The organism is Salinibacterium sp. SWN248 (assembly GCF_015864575.1).
In the GTDB taxonomy this organism is placed as follows: domain Bacteria; phylum Actinomycetota; class Actinomycetes; order Actinomycetales; family Microbacteriaceae; genus Rhodoglobus.
On record NZ_JADYWW010000001.1, the window covers coordinates 561378 to 581100 of the forward strand.

Annotated in this window: 25 protein-coding genes; 10 read left to right on the forward strand and 15 right to left on the reverse strand. The window is 62.9% G+C overall.

Going from position 1 to position 19723, the window contains the following annotated elements; all coding sequences use genetic code 11:
* Positions 1-4: 4 nt before the first annotated feature.
* The 4 genes from I6E73_RS02525 to I6E73_RS02540 all read right to left on the reverse strand — a co-directional run bounded on the left by I6E73_RS02525 (position 5) and on the right by I6E73_RS02540 (position 4439).
* Positions 5-1177 (reverse strand): thiolase family protein, encoded by a 1173-nt coding sequence (locus I6E73_RS02525; RefSeq protein WP_197122711.1) that lies wholly within the window; start codon positions 1175-1177, stop codon positions 5-7.
* On the reverse strand, positions 1174-1995 hold the full coding sequence (locus I6E73_RS02530) for an enoyl-CoA hydratase-related protein (protein ID WP_197122713.1): 822 nt from the start codon (positions 1993-1995) through the stop codon (positions 1174-1176). Before I6E73_RS02530 ends, I6E73_RS02525 begins: the two co-directional genes overlap by 4 nt.
* 43 nt (positions 1996-2038) lie before the next feature.
* Complete coding sequence (locus I6E73_RS02535) at positions 2039-3145, reverse strand: enoyl-CoA hydratase/isomerase family protein (RefSeq protein ID WP_231600522.1); 1107 nt, start codon at positions 3143-3145, stop codon at positions 2039-2041.
* A gap of 256 nt (positions 3146-3401) precedes the next feature.
* On the reverse strand, positions 3402-4439 hold the full coding sequence (locus tag I6E73_RS02540) for an MBL fold metallo-hydrolase (protein WP_197122717.1): 1038 nt from the start codon (positions 4437-4439) through the stop codon (positions 3402-3404).
* A gap of 152 nt (positions 4440-4591) precedes the next feature.
* On the opposite strand from I6E73_RS02540, the gene I6E73_RS02545 reads away from it, so the two are divergent.
* A complete protein-coding gene (locus I6E73_RS02545) occupies positions 4592-5575 on the forward strand; it encodes an oxidoreductase (RefSeq protein ID WP_197122883.1) in 984 nt (327 codons plus the stop codon).
* Between the two features lie 35 nt (positions 5576-5610).
* On the opposite strand, the gene I6E73_RS02550 is transcribed toward I6E73_RS02545, so the two are convergent.
* The 6 genes from I6E73_RS02550 to I6E73_RS02575 all read right to left on the reverse strand — a co-directional run bounded on the left by I6E73_RS02550 (position 5611) and on the right by I6E73_RS02575 (position 8996).
* The gene (locus I6E73_RS02550) at positions 5611-6687 is read right to left on the reverse strand and encodes an alkene reductase (RefSeq protein WP_197122885.1); all 1077 of its coding nucleotides are present in this window, start codon (positions 6685-6687) and stop codon (positions 5611-5613) included.
* A 78-nt stretch (positions 6688-6765) separates the two neighbouring features.
* A complete protein-coding gene (locus I6E73_RS02555; RefSeq protein WP_197122887.1) occupies positions 6766-7161 on the reverse strand; it encodes an N-acetyltransferase in 396 nt (131 codons plus the stop codon).
* 48 nt (positions 7162-7209) lie between these two features.
* Positions 7210-7731, reverse strand: coding sequence for a hypothetical protein (locus I6E73_RS02560; protein WP_197122889.1), 522 nt, complete (start codon positions 7729-7731; stop codon positions 7210-7212).
* A gap of 50 nt (positions 7732-7781) precedes the next feature.
* Positions 7782-8198, reverse strand: a complete 417-nt coding sequence (locus I6E73_RS02565; protein ID WP_197122891.1) for a hypothetical protein — start codon at positions 8196-8198, stop codon at positions 7782-7784.
* 125 nt (positions 8199-8323) lie between these two features.
* On the reverse strand, positions 8324-8788 hold the full coding sequence (locus tag I6E73_RS02570; RefSeq protein WP_231600524.1) for a Clp protease N-terminal domain-containing protein: 465 nt from the start codon (positions 8786-8788) through the stop codon (positions 8324-8326).
* Complete coding sequence (locus I6E73_RS02575) at positions 8778-8996, reverse strand: helix-turn-helix domain-containing protein (protein WP_129072396.1); 219 nt, start codon at positions 8994-8996, stop codon at positions 8778-8780. Before I6E73_RS02575 ends, I6E73_RS02570 begins: the two co-directional genes overlap by 11 nt.
* 215 nt (positions 8997-9211) lie before the next feature.
* Between I6E73_RS02575 and I6E73_RS02580 the strand changes: the two genes are divergently transcribed.
* A complete protein-coding gene (locus I6E73_RS02580; protein WP_197122893.1) occupies positions 9212-10864 on the forward strand; it encodes a molybdopterin-dependent oxidoreductase in 1653 nt (550 codons plus the stop codon).
* Positions 10865-10929: 65 nt separating this feature from the next.
* Here I6E73_RS02580 and I6E73_RS02585 read toward each other — a convergent pair whose 3' ends face one another.
* Positions 10930-11298 (reverse strand): VOC family protein, encoded by a 369-nt coding sequence (locus I6E73_RS02585; protein WP_197122731.1) that lies wholly within the window; start codon positions 11296-11298, stop codon positions 10930-10932.
* Between the two features lie 60 nt (positions 11299-11358).
* Here I6E73_RS02585 and I6E73_RS02590 point away from each other — a divergent pair, with 60 nt between their 5' ends.
* The 3 genes from I6E73_RS02590 to I6E73_RS02600 all read left to right on the forward strand — a co-directional run bounded on the left by I6E73_RS02590 (position 11359) and on the right by I6E73_RS02600 (position 12818).
* Positions 11359-11847: a MarR family winged helix-turn-helix transcriptional regulator gene (locus tag I6E73_RS02590; protein ID WP_197122733.1), complete on the forward strand. Its 489-nt coding sequence runs from the start codon at positions 11359-11361 to the stop codon at positions 11845-11847.
* On the forward strand, positions 11778-12425 hold the full coding sequence (locus I6E73_RS02595; RefSeq protein WP_307784203.1) for a DUF4166 domain-containing protein: 648 nt from the start codon (positions 11778-11780) through the stop codon (positions 12423-12425). Before I6E73_RS02590 ends, I6E73_RS02595 begins: the two co-directional genes overlap by 70 nt.
* Before the next feature lie 66 nt (positions 12426-12491).
* Entirely contained in the window at positions 12492-12818 is a 327-nt protein-coding gene (locus I6E73_RS02600; protein WP_197122896.1) for a hypothetical protein, read from the forward strand.
* A gap of 27 nt (positions 12819-12845) precedes the next feature.
* Here I6E73_RS02600 and I6E73_RS02605 read toward each other — a convergent pair whose 3' ends face one another.
* The 3 genes from I6E73_RS02605 to I6E73_RS02615 all read right to left on the reverse strand — a co-directional run bounded on the left by I6E73_RS02605 (position 12846) and on the right by I6E73_RS02615 (position 15814).
* Positions 12846-13682, reverse strand: coding sequence for an Abi family protein (locus tag I6E73_RS02605; RefSeq protein ID WP_197122898.1), 837 nt, complete (start codon positions 13680-13682; stop codon positions 12846-12848).
* Positions 13683-13914: 232 nt separating this feature from the next.
* Positions 13915-14589, reverse strand: a complete 675-nt coding sequence (locus tag I6E73_RS02610; RefSeq protein WP_231600717.1) for a DNA-binding response regulator — start codon at positions 14587-14589, stop codon at positions 13915-13917.
* 19 nt (positions 14590-14608) lie between these two features.
* The gene (locus I6E73_RS02615) at positions 14609-15814 is read right to left on the reverse strand and encodes a sensor histidine kinase (RefSeq protein ID WP_197122900.1); all 1206 of its coding nucleotides are present in this window, start codon (positions 15812-15814) and stop codon (positions 14609-14611) included.
* A 177-nt stretch (positions 15815-15991) separates the two neighbouring features.
* On the opposite strand from I6E73_RS02615, the gene I6E73_RS02620 reads away from it, so the two are divergent.
* From I6E73_RS02620 to I6E73_RS02640, 5 genes are all read left to right on the forward strand, one after another.
* Positions 15992-16465 carry a hypothetical protein gene (locus I6E73_RS02620; RefSeq protein ID WP_197122902.1) on the forward strand — a complete coding sequence of 158 codons (474 nt, stop codon included), beginning with the start codon at positions 15992-15994 and terminating at the stop codon, positions 16463-16465.
* Between the two features lie 114 nt (positions 16466-16579).
* On the forward strand, positions 16580-16942 hold the full coding sequence (locus tag I6E73_RS02625) for a PadR family transcriptional regulator (protein WP_197122904.1): 363 nt from the start codon (positions 16580-16582) through the stop codon (positions 16940-16942).
* Complete coding sequence (locus tag I6E73_RS02630; RefSeq protein WP_197122906.1) at positions 16939-17772, forward strand: hypothetical protein; 834 nt, start codon at positions 16939-16941, stop codon at positions 17770-17772. Before I6E73_RS02625 ends, I6E73_RS02630 begins: the two co-directional genes overlap by 4 nt.
* A gap of 193 nt (positions 17773-17965) precedes the next feature.
* On the forward strand, positions 17966-18235 hold the full coding sequence (locus I6E73_RS02635; RefSeq protein WP_197122908.1) for a helix-turn-helix transcriptional regulator: 270 nt from the start codon (positions 17966-17968) through the stop codon (positions 18233-18235).
* A gap of 60 nt (positions 18236-18295) precedes the next feature.
* Positions 18296-18808 carry a GNAT family N-acetyltransferase gene (locus I6E73_RS02640; protein WP_197122910.1) on the forward strand — a complete coding sequence of 171 codons (513 nt, stop codon included), beginning with the start codon at positions 18296-18298 and terminating at the stop codon, positions 18806-18808.
* A 63-nt stretch (positions 18809-18871) separates the two neighbouring features.
* Here the strand turns inward: I6E73_RS02640 and I6E73_RS02645 are convergent, their stop codons facing one another.
* Positions 18872-19720 carry a phosphoribosylaminoimidazolesuccinocarboxamide synthase gene (locus tag I6E73_RS02645; protein WP_231600718.1) on the reverse strand — a complete coding sequence of 283 codons (849 nt, stop codon included), beginning with the start codon at positions 19718-19720 and terminating at the stop codon, positions 18872-18874.
* Positions 19721-19723 lie beyond the last annotated feature (3 nt).

The window sequence follows — 19723 nt, forward strand, 5'->3', positions numbered from 1 at the left end:
CCTCCTAGTTAGTTCCGAGGATGAGGGTCGAGTGGTGGTCGAGGATCCCGCCGTTGCCCGAAACCAGAACCCGGTCGTGAGAGACGGACTGCCGCTCGCCTGCTTGCCCCCGTGCCTGGATGATGCCCTCTGAGAGTGGCGTCATCCCCCACATGTAGTAGGAGGAGAGTTGTCCGCCGCCCGTGTTGAGCGCGAGATGACCGCCAGGGCCGAGCATTCCGGGCTCCGATACAAACGCCCCGCCCTCACCTTTGTCGCAGAAGCCATAATCTTCGAGGCTGACGAGCACCGTGTAGGTGTAGCAATCGTAGAGTTCAACTACGTCGATCTCGTCAAGGTTCGTGCGTGCCATTTCGAGCGCTCTGCGGCCAGATTGTGCGGCCCCGGTCACAAGTCCGAAGCTATCGTTGCGCCGCCCTGTCGAGCCAGGATGGCCTTGGCCCCAGCCGAGGACTTCCACCGGAGGTTGCTTGAGTGATCGTGCTCGCTCGGCCGACGTGACAATTACGGCGATGCCGCCATTGGAGACTAGGCAGCAGTCGAAGAGGTGGAACGGCTCCGCGATCCACCGCGAGGCGTGATACTCCTCGAGGCTGAGGGGCGTTCTGAATTGGGCGTGCGGGTTAAGTTCTGCCCATCGCCGCTGAGCTACGGCGATAGCCGCGAAGTCGTCGTTAGTGGTGCCGTACGCGTTCATGTGGCGCTGTGCTGCTAGGGCGTACATGGTCGTCGGTGAGGTGATGCCGCTCGCGGCCGTTAACCCTGGCCAGCCCGTTAAGGTCGGGGCCACTTTGTTGTAGGACGCCCCCGAGCTTGCTCCGCTGACGAGCGGAGCGTCCGCCCACACACAGGCGACTGTCGTCGCCGTACCCGACATTATGGCCATCGCAGCGTGCTGAATCATTTGGCCGGCGGTAGAGCCAAAGGCTTGCATCTTCGTGAGGAGACGGAGATCCTTGAGTTGCAGGTCAGTTTGGAGTGAGAGGCCGACTGAGTCGTCGAGCCCACCGGAGACAATGAGCCCGTCGATATCTCCGAGGTTGAGGCCGGCGTCGACGGTGGCCGCGCGCACCGCCTCGCCCGCAAAATCCCGAGCAGTGGACCCGTAGACCTTGCCGAGAGGGGTCATGCCCAGGCCGACGATCGTCGGGTTCAGAGCCCTGCGGGAGCCGTTCATCGTCCGGTCCATTCTGGCTCGCGCTTCTCGACGAAAGCCCTCAAGCCTTCGCCGGAGTCGTGACTCTTTCTGAGCCTCGCCATCTCATCGTTCGATCGTGCCCAGTAACTTGACTCCTCGATGGCGGTGCCTTGGCTGATCGCTTTTGCGATTCTCTTGCTGGCCTGAACTGACAGAGGGGAATTCGCAGAAATTCGCTGAGCAAGCGCAAGCGCGTTCGGCATCAGGTCCTTCGCCGGCACCACGGTGTTGATGAGGCCAAGGCGTAACGCCGTGTCAGCTTTCATCGATTCACCGGTGAGGATCGCCTCCATGGCCACCTTGCGTGGTATCTGCTGAGGGAGGCGAAAGGCACCTCCCGCGGCCGCCAAGATTCCTCTTCGCACCTCGGGCAGCCCGAATGTGGCGTGTTCAGCAGCCACGGCAAGGTCGCTCGCTAGAACGAGTTCAGTGCCTCCGCCGAGCGCGTAGCCGTTCACCGCCGCGATGATCGGCTTAGAAATCTCGTGATGGGCGAAGCCCCCGAAACCCCAGACCTCAAGCCGTGGGTCGCGGGGAAGTCCTACATCGGCGGATGCTTCTTTGAGGTCAGCCCCCACACAGAAACTCTGCTCGCCCGCTCCGGTAATGATGACAGCTCGCACGGCAGGATCGTCGTCAGCGAAGTCGAGCGCGATGCCGATTCCCAGCGCCATTCCCTGGGTGATCGCGTTGTGTGCTTCGGGGCGGTTCAGCGTCACGACGAGGGTGTGACCCTCCACCCGGGTGACTACCAAGCCACCGCTTGCGGTGTGTATCTGTTCGCTGGCGCTGATCATTCGTACTCTCCTCGTTCGCCGGCCTGATCATCGTGACGACGAGTCAGGGAGATGATTGTTGGCTCGGGGTGGGGGAGTGCCGCGGTTCGGCTCCCAAATCGACGGGGAAGTTGGCAATGTCGCGGAGACTTTCCTCGCTGACATCCGCGAGATTCCTAGGCTCCCAGCGCGCCGCTCGTTTTTCGAGGAGCGTCGCGGTGACACCTTCGGCTAGGTCGCTGCGCGCACTGAGACCAACCATGTAGCGAAACTCCTGCTGCAAACACCCCCAGAGATCTAGATCGGCGGCGGATCGAATCGCGGAGAAGGTGGCTTTCACTGCAAACGGCGATGCAGCACGTATTTTTTCAGCCGCGCTGGTGGCGGTATCTGACGAGCTCGCATCGAGGCGGTTGAGAATATCTTCAATGCTGTCAGCGTTGTACCAGTACTCGGCCATCGCGCTCTGCGCTGCCACGGTGGCCGCAGGCGCCCGGGAAGCGAACCTATTTATGACGTCCTGGACGGTGCTTTCGCCGCGGGCAGAGAGTGCGGAGACAAGGCTGTCGAGTGCGGAATGCGGCACATAATCATCGGCGAGGCCACAAAATAGGGCATCAGCTGCATCCATGGTTGAGGATGTGAGAGCCCAGTGCATTCCCCATCCGTGCCGCACGCGCGCGAGGTGGTAACTCATTCCCGCATCAGGGGTAAGCCCGATTTTGGTCTCGGGCATCGCCAGGCGAGAGCGTTCCGTAACGATGCGGTGCGATGCATGCCCAGCGAGACCGAAGCCTCCGCCCATCACAATGCCGTCCATCAAAGCCACCACGGGCTTGGGGTAGGTGGCGATCAGAAAATCTAGCGCGTACTCCGCTCGCAGGAAGTGATGGTCGCCCTCGCCCTCGCTCGCACCGTCTGATCGTAAGTCCCCTCCAGCGCAAAACCCTCGGTCGCCGGCGCCGCGGAGCACCACGAGCTTAACCGCCGGGTCCGAACGCCACAGCGTAAGTGCGGTCATCAACTGGGAGACGAGATTCAGATCCAGCGCGTTGATTCGGTGAGGGCGATTAAGGGTGGCTATTCCTACGTCGCCTGAGACCTCGAGAAGAAGGCTTCGGTCGTGTGTCACATCGAACCCCGCATTCTTTGGCCGAGTCGGATTGCTCATCGGCGAGACCCACGACTCTTCGAGAAGGCGAGCACATCATGCGCGGGCAGACGTGACATCCAAAGCTCTCAAGATGGGCTTTCGTATGCAATTATCGTCAATGAAGCAAATATCGTCAACTAAAACGAGCGCAATTTGATCCAATTGTATGCATTAGCGTCAACCCGGTCTGATCATCACGAGAGCGATTCAGGCCCTGCGGGCCGCAATAACAGAGTAGGCGTTGAGCGAAAGCCCGAGGCGTTTCTTGCCGCTCTTAGCCCGTGGTCGAATCTCCACCGAGAAACGCTTCGGCGGCACCAGACCGAACGAAGTCCATGTGCATCTCAGTTTGCAGGAGTGCCGACGCAATATAGAACCCAGCAAGGTTCTCCCAGCCAGCAGTCCACGTAAGTCGGGAAGCGACCTCCCAGACCGTTGACTCACCGTTCGTCGCGAGAGCATCCGCAACTTCCTTCGTGCGTCTGAGGTGGTGAGCCGCCATTGACTCGGAACGTTTCGCTAAGCCGCGGAAGCGATATTCGTGGCCAGGGGCCGCTTCGCACCCGTCTAGCTCGGCTGTGCGGCGCAGTCCCTTGAGGTACGCAGCCATAGGATTCTCCTGGCTTTTCCCACCGAGCCCCAACCCCGGATGGATCCGGGGCAGGACATGGTCGCCGGTGAACACGAGCGAGGCTTCGGGATCGTGAAAGCACAGGTGTCCGGTGGTGTGACCGCCGGTGTGCATCGCGCGAATGTGACGTCCCGGTATTGCGAGTTCTTCCCCGTCAGCGAGCAGCACATCGGGCGTCGGGGCGAGTGGCGGCTTGGCACCCTCCAGCTGGCTCAGCTCACGGAGTTGTGCGGCGGGGATACCCCAAGACCCGAGGTCCCAGCGTTTATCGCGACCGGCTGCAGCGGCAACGGATGCAGTGAACTCATCGGCGCCCACCATCAGCGATGCGCCAGTAGCATCACGGAGTTGCTCCACCTGCCCGGAGTGGTCGGGATGCAAATGCGTCACCACGATCGACTGGATTTGCGAGAGGTCGGAGCCGATCTCCGGGAGGAAAGACTCGAGCCGGAGCGCATTTTCTTTCGTTCCCCAACCCGGGTCGATTACATGCAGGCTGTCATCGGAGCCGACGATCACGTAGCAAAAGCTGTATCGCAAGTGTGGGCCAGGCATTTCCATTGTCACCGACCAGACTCCATCGGCTACTCGATCGGGAGCGGGAAGCTGCCCGTCAGCGATCGCGCTGGCTTGTGTCGGACTGACGGGGGCGGGAGCGTGCGCTGAGGAAGGCCTGACCATAACGTCAGCATATCTGAAATGTATACATTGAACCCTCGCGGTGTTTCGTGTGGTAGAGCCAGTCCCTACCGAATGGTCTATTCCCGAATTGAATCTGGGAGTGTGCTGGCGGCCTTGACCTAGAGTGCACTCCAACTCTTAGAGTCAGGACCATGATCTCCCTCGAAGAAATGACAGCCCGCCAGCAACCCCTCGAATCGAACTTCGGATACCGCAGCACAGCATCCGAAGTGATCGCCGGCTTCGACCTCGCCGGCAAGACCGCCGTCGTCACTGGCGGCTACTCAGGCCTCGGCTTCGAAACGGTGAAGGCGCTCGCCGAAGCGGGCGTTGCCGTGATCGTTCCCGCCCGTCGACCGGAGAAGGCGACCGAAGCGCTCGAAGGCCTGGCGAACGTTCGCGTCGAGAAGATGGACCTCGGCGACCTCGACTCTGTTGCCGCCTTCACCGCTGGGATGCGCGAAGCCGGCACCCGCGTCGACATCATGATCAACGCCGCCGGAGTCATGGCAACCCCCGAACTGCGCACGCCCCGGGGCTGGGAAATGCAGTTTGGAACCAACCTTCTCGGACACTTTGCTCTCGTTGCCGGCCTCGAAGCCCTGCTGCAGGATGGCGCGCGAATCGTGTCGTACTCGTCGATCGGCCACTGGCGTTCGCCCGTGAACTTCGACGACATCAACTTCGACACCACCGACTACGAGCCCTGGGTTGCCTACGGCCAGTCGAAGACAGCGGATGCCCTGTTCGCTGTTGCTCTGGATGCTCGCCTGGCCGGCCGCGGCATCCACGCGTTCTCGGTGCACCCCGGTGGCATCATGACCGACCTGCAGCGCAACATGCCTCGCGAAGAGTTGCTCGCACGCCAGTGGATCGACGAAGAGGGCAACCCGAATCCGCTGTTCAAGACGCCGGCTGAAGGTGCGTCGACCGGCCTCTGGGCGGCAACTGCTCCTGAGTTGGCCGAGCGTGGCGGTGCGTACTGCGAAGACTGCTCCATTAAGGGAGTCGTGGCGGATGACCAGACCGACATGATGATCGGCGGCGCTAAAGCATGGGCGATCGATCCCGAAGCCGCCGAAAAGTTGTGGGCGGTCGCGGTGAAGGCGACCAGCTTGGATCCGTTCTCTAGCTAAGCCAGCGGACGCGAGCCGGTCGCCGCGGCGGCGCGCTAGCTCGGTTCGAAGGTGGGGTAGTCGGTGTAGCCCTCGGGGCCGTCTCCGTAGAAGCTGGCGGCATCGGGGGTGTTCAGCGGTAGGTTTTCTTGCCAGCGGTACACCAGGTCGGGATTCGCGATGGCCGGGCGGCCGACGACGACACCTTCGGCGTGGCCGTCACTCACCAGGCTGAGTGCCTCGTCGCGTGTGGTCATCTGCTGGAAGCCACTATTGAGCAGCACGGGCCCTCCGAAGCGGGTGCGCAGTTCTTGCACGAAGGCGCCGGTGGGTTCGGCGTGCAGAATGCTGAGGTAGGCAAGACCGAGCGGGGCGAGACCGTCGACGAGGGCGCCGTAGGTCGCAAGTACGTCGGCGCTGTCTGTCTCCAACGCACCTTGGATGTTGTGTGCTGGCGAGATGCGGAGCCCCACGCGGCCGGCGCCAATCGCCTCGGCGACTGCGGTCGCAACTTCGATCACGAAGCGAGCACGGTTTTCGGGGGAGCCGCCATACTGGCCCTCGCGCTGGTTGGAAGCGGGGGAGAGAAACTCGTGCAGCAGGTAGCCGTTGGCGGAGTGCAGTTCGACGCCGTCGAATCCCGCTGCAACAGCGCTGCGCGAGGCCGTGATGAACTCGTCAATCACGCCGGCGAGCTCGCCATCGGTGAGGGCATGGGGAACTTGGAAGGGCTGCTTGCCCTCGTAGGTGCGAGTTTCACCCTCGATTGCGATCGCGCTGGGGGCGACCGGAGTGTGTCCGCCGTTGGTGGCTTCGTGGCTCACTCGCCCGGCGTGCATGACCTGCGCAACGATCTGCCCGCCCGCCGCGTGCACTGCGTCAGTGACGTGCTTCCAGCCCTCTAGTTGCTCGGGCTCGACCAGTCCGGGCTGGCCCGGGAAACCGCGCCCAGCATGGCTCGGGTAGGTGCCCTCGGACACAATCAGACCGAGCGAGGCACGCTGCGCGTAATGTTCGGCGACCATTGGGCCGGGAATGCCCGCTTTGCCCGAGCGGGTGCGAGTGAGTGGTGCCATCACCAAGCGGTTGGTCAGGTTCAGCTCGCCGAGGGTCGTGGGGGAAAACAAGTTCACAGCAGATCTCTTTCTGTCGGTCGTATCAAATTCAACATCACCCGGCGTGCACTATTCCTCCCTGAGAAGATGCTCCGACTAGGGGTTCGGGCTGAGGGTTTTGCGCATCTGCTGGGTCGTGACGGTGTATCCCGAGGAACCGTAGAGCGAGACAGCGGGGGTGTTGTGCCCGAACACGTTCAGCTCAAGGGCTGGCACGCCGGCATCCAGCACCGCAGCTTCGACCGCGGCCAGAAGAGCGCGACCAAGACCGCTGCCTCGGCGCTCTTCGACCACTTGGATGTCGAACAAATAGGCGAGGTCGGGTGACCCCTGCGGGAGGAGCGAGGCATTGTCGGCGACAGCGCGCTCAATTGAGCCCTCGAGTGGCCAGCGCCCGATCGCGACTTGCTCGGCAGCGAACTCCTCCGTTGTTGCGTGCTGCCAAGCGTCGAACTCGCTCGTGGTCATGGGGCGGACGTTCACGGTTGTCATAAAGCAATGATTGCAGCGGGAGGCCAAGTTCGCGCCGATCGCGCGGGCTTAGGCCGGGGTAAAGGTTGCAAACGGCGACGCAGCCACTATGTAGGTGACCCACAGCGCGGTGATGATTGCGATGCTCGTGATCACTCGCGGCGTGGTCAGGGGCCGGGCGCGAGGGTTGGCGGCCGCGAGAATGACGACCGATACTGCGGGAAGGTGCAGCGACATCCCCCGGGCAAGAGCGATCCACTCGCTAGTGCCACAGGCTTCGCGAAAACTCTGCCCGGAGTCGCCCCATGCTGCTGCGGCGAAGAGATGAAGAGGAACGACCGCGATGAGAAGGATTGCGACGACAGCGGCGGTGGTCAAGGGCAACAGCTCGGGGCGTGCCGCGTGAATAAGGCGTCGCAGCCAAAACCACGCACCGATAGCAGCGGCGGCGAGCAATGGAGAGGCCACGGCGGCAAGATCGAGTTCAGAGGCGACGCGCCCGCAATCATTCCAGCGGTCGAGGGCGGGAAACATGGCGATGCTCGAGCCCAGGCTGAGCGCCACGCAGGAGAGAAGCGCAACCCAAATCACCGCGACTCTCCGCAGTGGTGTCAGGTGAGGGACGTGTTCAGCGTGGTCGGTCACGGCGTGATGTCGGCGTCGTCCGACGAATGCTCCGGCTCGACGGGATACTGCACGAAGCATACGTAGTGCGCTACCTCGCGCTCCTCGGTGGAGAACTCCGAAGATGAGGTCTCGTTGAGGCAGTCGCGTAACTGTTCAGAGCCGCCGAGCGCTGGAGCGGTGCTCCACTCTACGAACTTCGCTTCGGGCCTCACGGCATCCGGAAACTGTCGTTCGACCGCATTCCACAGCTCATCCGCCTTCTCCTGCAGTTGTTCCTGCTGCCAGTCGAATTCGTCTGTCGGCGTGCTGGATGCCGCACCGGGGTTGGGGGCGGCATTCGGTTCATGTGCGCGGCACGCAGAAAGCGCGAGCGAAGCCATGCTCAAGGCCACGATCGCTGCGGATAAACGAGAACGCTGCGCGACATTCATAAATCGAATGTAGCTCAACTTGTCGAACTTGTCGCTCGTTCATTGTCTGGTTGTCGCTGCGGTTAGGTGCCTGGATCGCGCGCAGCGCACGGGTCGTTTCTTCGAGAACAATCTGAGCACCGATTCTAAGCGAGGGCGATCAGCCGGTCGCGCGCTGCGTGCCGGTCAACTGCAAGCGCGGTTAGGAGGGCTGCGGCTGAGTCGGGCTCGCGGCGGTCGAGGAGCGCGAGGAGGAGGTGGCGCGACGTCACTGTTTGCGCCTTTTCGGCGGCAGCGCTGACCAGAGTCTGTTGAAGAACGGCCTTAGCGCCCGCCGTCAGGGGAACTCGTTTCGAGGCGGCGGCGTGGGCGGTTGGGCTGAACGTGCCGACATCGAGCCCGATCGCCGTCAAGGCATCTCGGTCGAGTTGGTCGGCGGCTTCCGCGGCACTCGTAGCGTCGACTCCAACGGCTCGAGCGAGCTCCTCTTCGTGCAGCAGAGCCAGCAGAAGGTGGTCGGTGCCGAGGCGCCGGTCGCCCCGCCGCGCTGCCTCGTGCCGGGCATCCTCGACGGTGGTTCTCGCAGATTGTGTCAACGTCTCAAACATCATTTCCCTGCTTTCCATATTTGAGGTGAACGGACTGTCGTGTGACACCCAGCGCGTCGCCGATCTGCTCCCACGACCAGCCATCGCGGCGAGCCTGCGCAACATGGGTCGCTTCGACGTGCTCCGCGAGGCGGTGTAGTGCCCCGACCGCACGCAACCCGGTTGCGGGAGTGGCGGTGCGGAGCTGTTCGCCCAAGTTCACTGAATCCATAGTGTCAGTTTCACTTGACGAAGCGATGTTGTCAAGTAAAACTGACAAACCTTACGTGTTTGACTCATTTCAAGCCCCGCCGCCGTGCACACAGGAGCCGCGTCTACTCTGGGTTAGACCTCCCGTTTCCGCGGTTCTGGAAGTGGAGGGGTGAACTCCAGCCCGGCGTCTAGACCTACGGTCTCTCGTCTTACTAAGGAAGAAGCGATTCGCCTGTGACCTCCGCGACGAAGACTGCCCCGCCCGCCGCTCTCAGTGTGAAACGCATTCGCAGCTGGGCGGCACTGCTGGGTGTGCTCAGCGCCGCCGTCGTGCTCGCCGTTGCCGAGTTCTTTGCCGTCTTCATCTCTCCCGCCAGCAGCCCGGTGCTTGCCGTGGGATCGCTCGTGATCGACCTCGCGCCGCCGTGGTTGAAAGACCTCACGATCGCGCTCTTCGGCACCAATGACAAGATCGTGCTGTTGCTCTGCGTGGGGCTCTTGGTGCTCGTTCTTGCTGTGGCAGTTGGCCTCGTGGAGTATGCGCGGCCCAGCTGGGGCGTCATCCTGCTCGTCTTCATCGGCGTCGTCGCGACGATCGCGGTCACGACCCGCGCCCAAGCGTCCGCAAGCTGGCCAATGCCGACCGTTCTCGGCGTTGTTGCCGGTGTACTCGTGTTGCGCATCACGATGATTCGCTTGCGTCGTTGGGTCAGTTCCATTCCGGTCGCGCCTGCCACGACGCCCGCCGGTACCGCGGCGGCCGCGCGCGCTGCTAGCGCTCAACGGTCATCCGCCACTCCCACCCGTGTGCCGGCCGCCTCGCGACGTGACTTTCTGCGCATCGTCGGCGTCGCCTCCGTCGGTGCGGTGCTCGTGGGAGTCGGCGCGCGCGTCGTCAACGCCAGTGCCACCGTCGTGGATGCCGTGCGCACTGCTCTCAAGCTGCCGGCGCCGGCCATTGCTGCCCCTGCAATTCCGGCCAGCGCGAGTCTCGATGTGCCCGGAATCTCATCGCTCATCACCCCGAACTCAAACTTCTACCGCATCGATACCGCCCTCGTCGTTCCTAACGTCGACGCGGATGAGTGGCGACTGCGCATCACGGGAATGGTCGAAAACGAGATCGAAATTTCGTTCGCCGAACTGCTCGAGCTTCCCCTCGTCGAGACCGCCGCGACACTCTCGTGCGTATCGAATGTGGTCGGCGGCAACCTCGTGGGCAACGCGATGTGGCTCGGCTACCCCATCCGGGATCTGCTGGCGAAGGCGAAGCCGCTGGCCGGCGCCGACATGGTGCTCTCCCGCAGCATCGACGGGTTCACCGCGAGCACTCCGCTCGAAGCGCTGCAAGACGAGAACCGCGAGAGCATTTTGGCGGTCGGGATGAACGGCGAACCGCTTCCGCAACAGCACGGCTTTCCGGTGCGGATGGTTGTCCCCGGCCTCTATGGCTACGTGTCGGCGACCAAGTGGGTTGTCGAAATGCAAGTCACGCGCTTCGCTGACGCGACCGCCTACTGGACCGATCGCGGATGGTCGGCCAAGGGCCCCGTCAAGACTCAGTCACGCATCGATGTGCCGAGCTCAAGCGCCACGGTCACCGCAGGTAGCGTCGCTGTCGCGGGTGTCGCCTGGGCTCCGCACACGGGAATCACCGGCGTCGAAGTCCGCATTGACGGCGGCGAGTGGCAGGCCGCCGAGCTGGCGACCGCAATCTCCGCCGACACGTGGGTGCAGTGGGTGTACCCGTGGGAAGCCACGAGCGGCAGCCACATCATCGAATCACGCGCGACGGATGCCGGCGGCACCACTCAATCCGGAGACCCCGTGCCCGTCGTGCCCGACGGTGCCGAGGGTTGGCACCGTGTTGGGGTGCAAGTCTCGTAACTGCCACCGCTCATCGCTAGCCGGCTCTGATCTCGGCCCGCGACTGTCCGCCGCGCCCCTGCCCGCTAGGCGCGGTCGTGCAGCGTGATGTTGTAACCGTCAAGGTCGGCGAACGTGAAGGTGCGACCGAACGGACCATCGACGGGTGCCGCGGTGATGGTGATGCCGTCGGCAGCGAGAGTGTCGTGGATGCCCTGAGCGTCGGGAGCGTGCATCCAGATGCCGACACCCAGCCCGAGTTGCGTGACCGAATCGAGGTCAACGCCGGGGGCAGCGGAACGTACGGCGAATGCGGCCGGGGTGGTGCCGAAAACGATCGCGTGGGGTGGGCCTGGCTGGCGGGTCAGACCGAGGTACTTTTCGTAGAAGGCGCCGGCGGCGTCGAGGTCGCGAACCTGCAGTGAGATGAAGTCGGGGCCGGATGCGGTAGTCATGGTCCTCCTTGGATGCATGTCAATTAGTTGACACTGCACACTCTATGTCAGAATATTGACATGACGCAACAGGCGACCGGAATCGATCTTGAAACCTCGCTGGGCTACCTCCTGAAGGAAGCCTCCAGCGCCCTCCGGTCGTCGATGGAGGCCGTGCTGCGCCCGCACGGGATGAACATCACGCATTACTCCTGCCTCGAACTGCTGGCCCAGCGCCCCGGCCTCTCGAACTCTGAACTTGCTCGCGGAGCTTTCGTTACACGCCAAGCCATGAACGTGCTGCTGCAGTCCCTTGAGCGCGACGGACTCATCACTCGAGCAGAGCAGCCGGTTGCCGGGCGCGTTCTGCCGGCCGAACTCACGGTGAAGGGTCGTGGCCAGTTGGCCACTGCCAGTGCGGCCGTCAAAGAAGTTGAAGACCGGATGAAGTCCACCCTGAACGCGGGCGAGCAAGCGATGCTGGGGGATCTCCTCTCGCGGTGCGTGACATCGCTGCGCGAGCAACCGGCATCCGTTGCCCAGCAGGCCGGATCACGGCCGCGATCGTGAGCGAGTCGGTCTATCGTCGCGTGCTCGGTGCCGAACTCGACGAGCTAGCACCCGAGCTTCGCCCCTACTTCGACGGCGGGCAGCGCGTCGGCGTCGGCAGCGGCGTTTTCGACGTTGCTGGGTCGCCGCTGCGCATCCTGAAACCGGTGCTGGCGTTCATGGCGTGGCAGCGCATCCTCTTCCCGGAATACGCACGAAACGTGCCGTTCGATGTCACCAACACCCCAACCGCGGATGGTGCCCTTGGCGCGGTGCGCACCTTCCACTTCCCTGGTCGTGACCGCGCACTTAACGACGAGATGCGCGTCGTTGACGGCCAGTTGCACGACTTTCTGGGGCGCAACGGCGGCTTCGAGGTTCGCATGGCGCTGAGTGTGACCGCTGGGAGGATGCGGCTGCGCTCCGACCGCCAGTGGCTGCACCTCGCTGGCCTGCGCCTCCGCATCCCCGCGCTCGCCACCGTCACGGTCGACGAGTCCTGGGCCGACGGCCGTCAGCACGTGGATGTTCGGCTCACCACCCCGCTGCTGGGCGACTGGTTCCGCTACGCTGGGCACTTCACCTACGGCTACCAGTAGATCGGTGGCGGGGATCCCCGCAACCACCCGTTTACATCGGCGTACCTCAGGCGCAGTATTGGACTCATGAGCCCACAGCGCGAGTTGCTTCAGGTCGAAATCGAAAAAGTCGAGATTTCCGGTTTGGCGAGGATGCTCACCACGTTCACCACCGGCGTTCCGAACCAAACGCTGCGGTTCATCGGTCGCGTCGGCGACGAAGCCCGCTATACGAGCGGCCCTTTCTCGTCGAACCACATGTTCGACCCGATGAACCCGGATGAGGCTTACGCGCCCCGCATGGCCGAAATCTTGGCCGAGCTTCGCCACGAGATCGAAGCGGATGGCTGGGTTGAGACCGCCCAGGGCGAACAATCGTGGGCGCTCACATTCGGTCGACCGATTAGCGAGTAAGGCGAACCGCTCTGAGGTCGCTGCTTCTCACCTCCAGAGCTGGAAGGTCCGCCAATGCTCAGTCGTACCGAGAGCGCCAAAGTTGAGGCCACTGTCGAGTGGGAATGAGCTGAGTGCAGCGGGGAGCAATCTTTTGTTGTGCCCCTGAGTTTTCGAGCTGAGGTGCTGCACCAGAGAGAGCATCCCGAAGGTGCTCTGCTTTGACGCTGCGATCTCGTCGAGGGCAGGGTTTTCGCCAAGTCTCGTTAGCTTGGGCGATATGGCGTAGTGGCGATTGAAGAAACGTGAGTGATGAGCGCAGACATTTCGTGCCGTGTTGAGGGATCTGAGCCACGAGAGAAGCTGCGCCGCGCTGAGATCGAAGTGCGCGGCCACGGTCTCGCGCTCGCGAAGCGGCATGAAGCTGTAAAGGTACGAGAGTCCGCCCCAGTCGAGAACGTCGACGGCGACCCACACGGGGATAACGTTCTCACGGTTATCGCGATGGTGGATCACGAAGTCTTCGCGCGAATCCTCTACTTTTGCCTTGAGCTTTGCCGACCACACGCGGTAGTCCTTCGTTCTCGAGATCGACAGCAGCGCGGGCTTCATATGGATGAGTGGATCAACCGCTCCCAATGAGTATCCGATGAGGGCTCGAAGGTGGGTCTCAACTGTCTGTAGCGAGGCAAAAGTAGCTGCTCGGAGTCGATTGTCGAATGCCCACAGGGCATGGATGCTCTCGAACGTAGTGCCCTCGCGGAATCGTTCAGAGCGCGAGCCGTCAGCGGCCTTAAGCCTGAACGTATGTGAGTACCCGCTCAGCGTGTAGTAACCGGCCCGTTGAAGAAGAGCCAGCGCCGCGCCATCATCCTCAACTAACATGCTGCGATCTTTAAGCACCGCTAGCTGTTCGGCGTATGTTTTGTGCGGCTTTGGTTCCACGGGCGAGGACCTGTCTGGGCAAAGTAAAGACCGGCCCTGGACCCCTCAGGGGCGGAACCGGTCGTGTTGGTACTAATTTAGCAGACCCCGCGGAGAACAGCGGAGTTTTCCACAGAGTTTAATCCGTCGTGAACAAGTTTCCGCGGTCTGAAGCGGAGCGGGAGAGGCGCCGCTAGATCCACCCCTGCTGCCACGCCTTGTCGGCGGCATCGTGCCGCGATTGCGCGTCGAGTTTCGTCATCGCCGCCGACAGGTAGTTGCGCACAGTCCCGGGAGCCAAGTGCAGAGCGTCGGCGATTTCTTGCACGCTCATCGTGGAGCGGCTGAAGCGCAGCGCGTCCAGCTCGCGGTCAGTAAGAGGGCAGCGTTCGGCGGTGAGGGCCGTCGCCGCAATTTCTGCATCGATGTAGCGTTTGCCGGCCACGACATCCCGAATCACGGTGGCCAAATCTTCGGCGGGCGTCGACTTGGGAACGAAGCCCGAGACGCGGGCGGCGAGAGCGCGACGCAGCACTCCGGGGCGAGCGTGGCGGGTCACGATCACGACTTTCGTCGCGACAGTCGAGAGGATGCGCGTGGCCGCTTCGATCCCGTCGGCCCGGGGCATTTCTAGATCGAGCAGGCAGACATCCGGTTGCAGCTCAAGGGCTTGCTCGGCTGCCGCATCACCGTTGTCGACGCTCGCGACGACCTCGATGTCGGGCTCGAGATTCAGCAGCGCGCTGAGGGCGCCGCGAATGAGGTGTTCGTCGTCGGCAATCAGAAGGCGGATGACGCGGGCAGGCGCCTTAGGCTCCGGTGCCGCAGGTGCAGTCAGGCCAGTCTCGCTCACGCCAGTCTCGCGCATGCCAGTCTCGTTCACGCCTTCACGCCTTCACTCCCTCACGAGCGGGAATCCGCACGCTCAGTTCGAAGCGCTCGCCGCTGGAGTCGAGAGCGGCCACAAGTTCCCCATCAAGCGCGGCGACCCGACCGCGCAATCCGGCGAGCCCGCTGCCGGGAGTGCTGCTCGAGGAGACATTGGTCTGCACAGCATCATTGCTGATCGAAAGAGTGCTTTCGGCGTCAGTGGAGTCGAGGTGAAACGACACCTGAGTGGCTTCGCTGTGGCGCAGGATGTTCGTGGTGGCTTCCCGCACGACCAGACCAAGCACGCGCCGAGCGTCAGCGTGCGCTGGCATCTCGCCGACAACGAGCTCGCACGCTGCGCCAGCTGCGGTCAGTACTTCGCGCGCATTCTCCAGCTCGTCGCCGAGCTCGACTTCGCGATAGCCGGCCACGAGCGAGCGAGTTTCTTCCATGGCCTGTTTGGCGATCATCCGCGTCTCGTGAATGTGTTCGCGGGCTGCTTCGGGATCGATGGCGAGCATCCGTTCGGCTAGCTCAGATTTAAGGGCGATCACTTGCAGGTGATGTCCCTGAATGTCGTGCAGGTCGGAGGCGAAGCGCAGTCGTTCTTCGGCGACCGCAAGTTCGGCGGTGCTGGAACGGAGTCGGTCCAGGGTGACAACAATGTCCCACCACCACAGCCCAGAGAGCACCATAAGTGGCAGGAGTAGCCCGTAGAAAAGCACGAGCCAGGCATCGGCAGTCGATTCGGCACTGACGGGGTTGCCAAAAATGGCGGCCGCGAGCACAGGGTGGGCGATCGATACTGCGAGCCCGCCCGCCAAGAGGCTCCAGCGTTGGCGTCGAGGAAAGAGAGGCGCGATCACGCAGGCGGCCATCCAGAGCGGAACTGCTGCCAAGAACCCGACCTCAGGCCGGAAAAGCCCTATCGCCCACACTGCAGCGGCGGGCGCCACCAACGTAATCAGCCAGACAGCGTTCGGGATGCCCTCTCCGCGCCCCGTGCGCAGGAACCAGCATCCGCGTATCTGGGCCGCAGCCGCAACCAGAGTGAGCGCGATGAGAAGCGCGTCGACCGGTGAGCGGCTGAGCGCGAGAACCGCCAACAGATTCAGCACCACGACCGCGTTCAAGACGACGTAGAAGAACACAATAGAGCCGAGCGTGTAGTTCCAAGTGGCGCGCACTCCGCGAACAGGCGCAAGGGCAGTCGAGGCAGGCATGGCCTCCAGCGTAGAGCAGTGACATTTGTCACGGTCGCGGGTGCGAAAGTGCTGCGGATGCCGTGACACGGGGGCACTGCCGGGCCGCGTAATCCGCGGCGAAGATTGAATCATCGCCGGCACCCCAGCCGATGACGAGCCGGGCGATTCACGTCATCACCTCACGAAAGGCATTTCATGTACGACGCTTTCACCTCTTTCACTTCTGGACTCCCCGAACTGCTGCAGTGGGTGGGCGTGATGTTGATCGCGGCGATCCCGTACGTGGAGTCGTATGGCGGCTCGGTGATCGGGATTGTCGCCGGCGTGAATCCGGGCGTGGCGATCATCGCTGCGATCGTCGGAAACGTGATCTCGATGCTGATCTTCGTGTTCGTCGCCCACGGGGTTCGCGCCACGGTGGCAGCGGGTCGTGAGCCCAAGCCGGAAACGCCGCGTCGCCAGAAGTTGCGCGAGCGTTTCGACCGCTACGGAGTTGTCGGAGTCAGCCTTCTCGGCCAAACCCTGCTGCCTAGCCAGATCACCTCGGCCGCGATGGTGTCATTCGGGGCTTCGCGCAACGCCGTGATCCTCTGGCAGATCATCTCGATAATCATCTGGGGCGTCGCCTTCGGGGTGCTCGCCACGTTCGGGATCACCGCTCTGCGCTGAGCGACGCGACGCGGCGTGCGTGCGGGTGTGATTGCGCAACAACACCCGCGCGCTGTCGGTCAATTCGACACTTTCTCTTGTTTAACTCTTGCGACACAAGGTATGTTCAACCGCATGGTTGAAAGCGCAGCAAGCACCCAACTCCGACGAGGAGTCGTTGGCCCGTGCATCCTTGCGCTGCTCTCGACCGGCCCGCGCTTCGGGCTACAAATCGTTCGCGAACTGAATGACGTCGGTCAGTTGCTCACGAGCCAGGGCACCGTCTACCCGCTGCTCAGCCGACTGCAAGAGGCCGGGCAAGTCAGCAGCCACTGGGAAGTGAGTGACAGCGAGCGACCGCGCCGCTATTACAGCCTTACGGATGTCGGTCGTCGCGACCTCGAACTCTTCCGTGAAGATTGGCGCCAATTTTCGGGCTCTGTCGGAACGCTTCTGCAGACCATCCCTTCCGCATCCACTGAAAGCGAGCAGTCATGAATTCTGCAGCCGAGCATCCACTGGTCACGGCCTACCTTCGCGAGTTCGATGCCTCCTCCGTGCCCCTCTCTGCACCTCGTCGTCTCGAGCTTCGCGAAGAAATTGCGAACCACCTGCGCGAGACGGTTCCGCCGGAGTCGTCTGATCTCGAGGCGATGCATTCGATCGCCGCCTTCGGCTCGCCCGCCGAGATTCTGGGGCAAGAGGGCGTCACGGATCGCGGCGGCGCAACTACTGACCCCCAGCAACGCCGTACAGCGCTCGTGCTCGGCGCCGTCGTTATCGCTGCTGCGGGTCTCGCGGCCGGGATGTTCTTCTGGCCGCCGACACCGACGGGCAGCGGCACCGACTCAGAACCGCAGCAGCCCGCGGCCGGGCCAACCTCGGTGGTGAACGAAAGCCCGACGGGGCCTGATCGCGTCACCGATGGCACCGCTTATTTCGAGTATCTCGCCGCCATCGAAACTATGCCCGAGCCGCTGCCTGCCGGTGCGGCCTACCCCACTGGGGTGCCAGCGGGTTTGGATTCCGGACAAACGGATGACGGACTGCTGCAGTCTGGTGCGGGCGCAACGGTCGCCCGCTTCAGCTGGTTGTGCGCGTGGGAAGCGGAGTACTTGAACGCCGCCGCGGGTGGCGATGCCGAACGCCAAGTCGCCGCCGGGGCGATGCTCGCGGAGTGGCCAAGCTACGGTTTCGTCGCTGACCCCGATGGCGGCTGGGCGACGAACGTTCTCGAACCCTTGAGTTTCGGTGATGTGGGTGGGCTGCAGAAAGATCTCCCGCAGACATGCGCGCAGGCGGGCATCCTTAACGTCACTGCTCCGTAGAGGGCAGCGCTGCGGTGAGTCGAAGCGGCGGTATCGACCCGGCTGCCTTGTGTCGTTGGGAATAGTGCTGTTTCCCGTGGTTCGCGTTAGATGTTTCATTTTGCGTACATTGTGAGCGACGATGCGTTGCACGTACATTTGAAGCGCCGGCGAGCTGTAAGCGTGGCGACTTCCGCAGGAAAGGGCGCAGACGATGGCAATCCTTACTACGTCAATGGCTTTGAGTTTCGGGATCCGCGAAAAACGCAGAGAATTGGGCCTCACTCAACAAGAACTGGCTAATCGAGTTGGTGTTGCTCGCCAATGGGTAGTAAAAATCGAGAGCGGTAAAACCCGAATCGACCTCGAAGCGCTGCTTCGCACTCTGGTGCTGCTCGAGCTCGAGCTGCACCTCGATGACGCACCGCCGGCAGGCGACCTCGACGACTACGTGCAGTCGTTCGTGAGTGGCGACTTCGCCTGATCCCGACTGCTATAGCGACGGCGTATCGGCTGACACCGTTCGCAGTTCTACACTGGGCAAATGCCGATCCGCCTACTCAATGCGTCTGACCGGCCGCTTCTGAGAGAGGCGACGCTGGCGAACATGAACTGGTGCGGTTCACGCTTCAGCTTCGACGACCTCGACCAGTCAGCAGAACTCGCGCACTACTACTCCGACTTCCCGGGCGAGAACGACTTCGGGATGCTGGACGAAGCTGGCGGTGTTGCCCGCGCAGTCGCCTGGCTGGTTTTCTTTTCCGCAGAGCACCCCGGCTACGGTTTCATCGAGGCGGCCACACCCGAGCTGAGCATCACGACGTTCGAAGGTTTTCGCGGGCAAGGCGTCGGCTCGGCCCTCCTGGAGCAACTCATCGCGGAAGCCGCAGCGAGAAGCGTGCCCGGCATCAGTCTGAGCGTGGAAGATGGCAACCAGGCCCGCTCGCTGTACGCGCGGCTGGGGTTTCAGGTGGTCGGCCGCTCGGGCGACTCCGACACGATGCTGCTGCGATTGCCGCGATTGCCGCGAACGGCGTCGACGAAGTCGCAGCCTTAAAGAAAATCAGCCCGAGCCGTGAGGCGAGCGGGCTGATCGTGATTCATTCAAGCTAACACTCAACTACGCCGTAAGTCGCTCAATTAGCTCGCGATAGCGCGCCGCGGTCTGCTCCACGATGTCGGCGGGCAGCTCAGGCGGAACGCCCTGCTTGTCCCAGTGGGCGGAGAGCCAGTTGCGCACGATCTGCTTGTCGAAGCTGGCGAGGCGGCCGGGGCCGCCGGCGGCGTAGAGTTCGGCATCCCAGTAGCGGCTCGAGTCGCTTGTCAGCACTTCGTCGGCCAGCACGAGAGCACCGGTCTCGGGGTCAGCGCCGAATTCGAACTTGGTATCAGCGAGAATCACGCCACGAGTTTCCGTAATGGCGGAGGCACGGGCGAAGATGTCGAGCGAAGCATCCCGAAGCGCAGTCGCAACCTCAGCACCGACGAGTTCGACGGTGCGCTCAAAGCTGATGTTCTCGTCGTGCTCGCCCAGCGGCGCTTTCCACGCCGGGGTGTAAATCGGCTCGGGCAGGCGGTCGCCATCGCTCAAACCGGCCGGCAGCGCGATGCCGCACACGCTCTGCGATTCCTGATATTCGAGCCAGCCACTTCCCGACAGGTAGCCGCGAACGACACATTCCACGGGATACATCTCCAGGCGCTTCACGATCATCGACCGATCGGCGAGCTCTGCCGGAGCCTCGACGTTGGGATTCGCGACACCGGCGGCATCCGCCAAATGGTTCGGCATGTCTGCCAGCTGCTCAAACCACCACTTGCTCAGTTGCGTCAGCAAAGCACCCTTGCTCGGGATGCCCGGCTCCAGCACATGGTCAAACGCACTGACCCGATCACTGGCCACCATGAGCACAAGCTGTGGCTCGTCGGCGCGCACGTACAGGTCACGGACTTTGCCGGAATACGTCAGCGT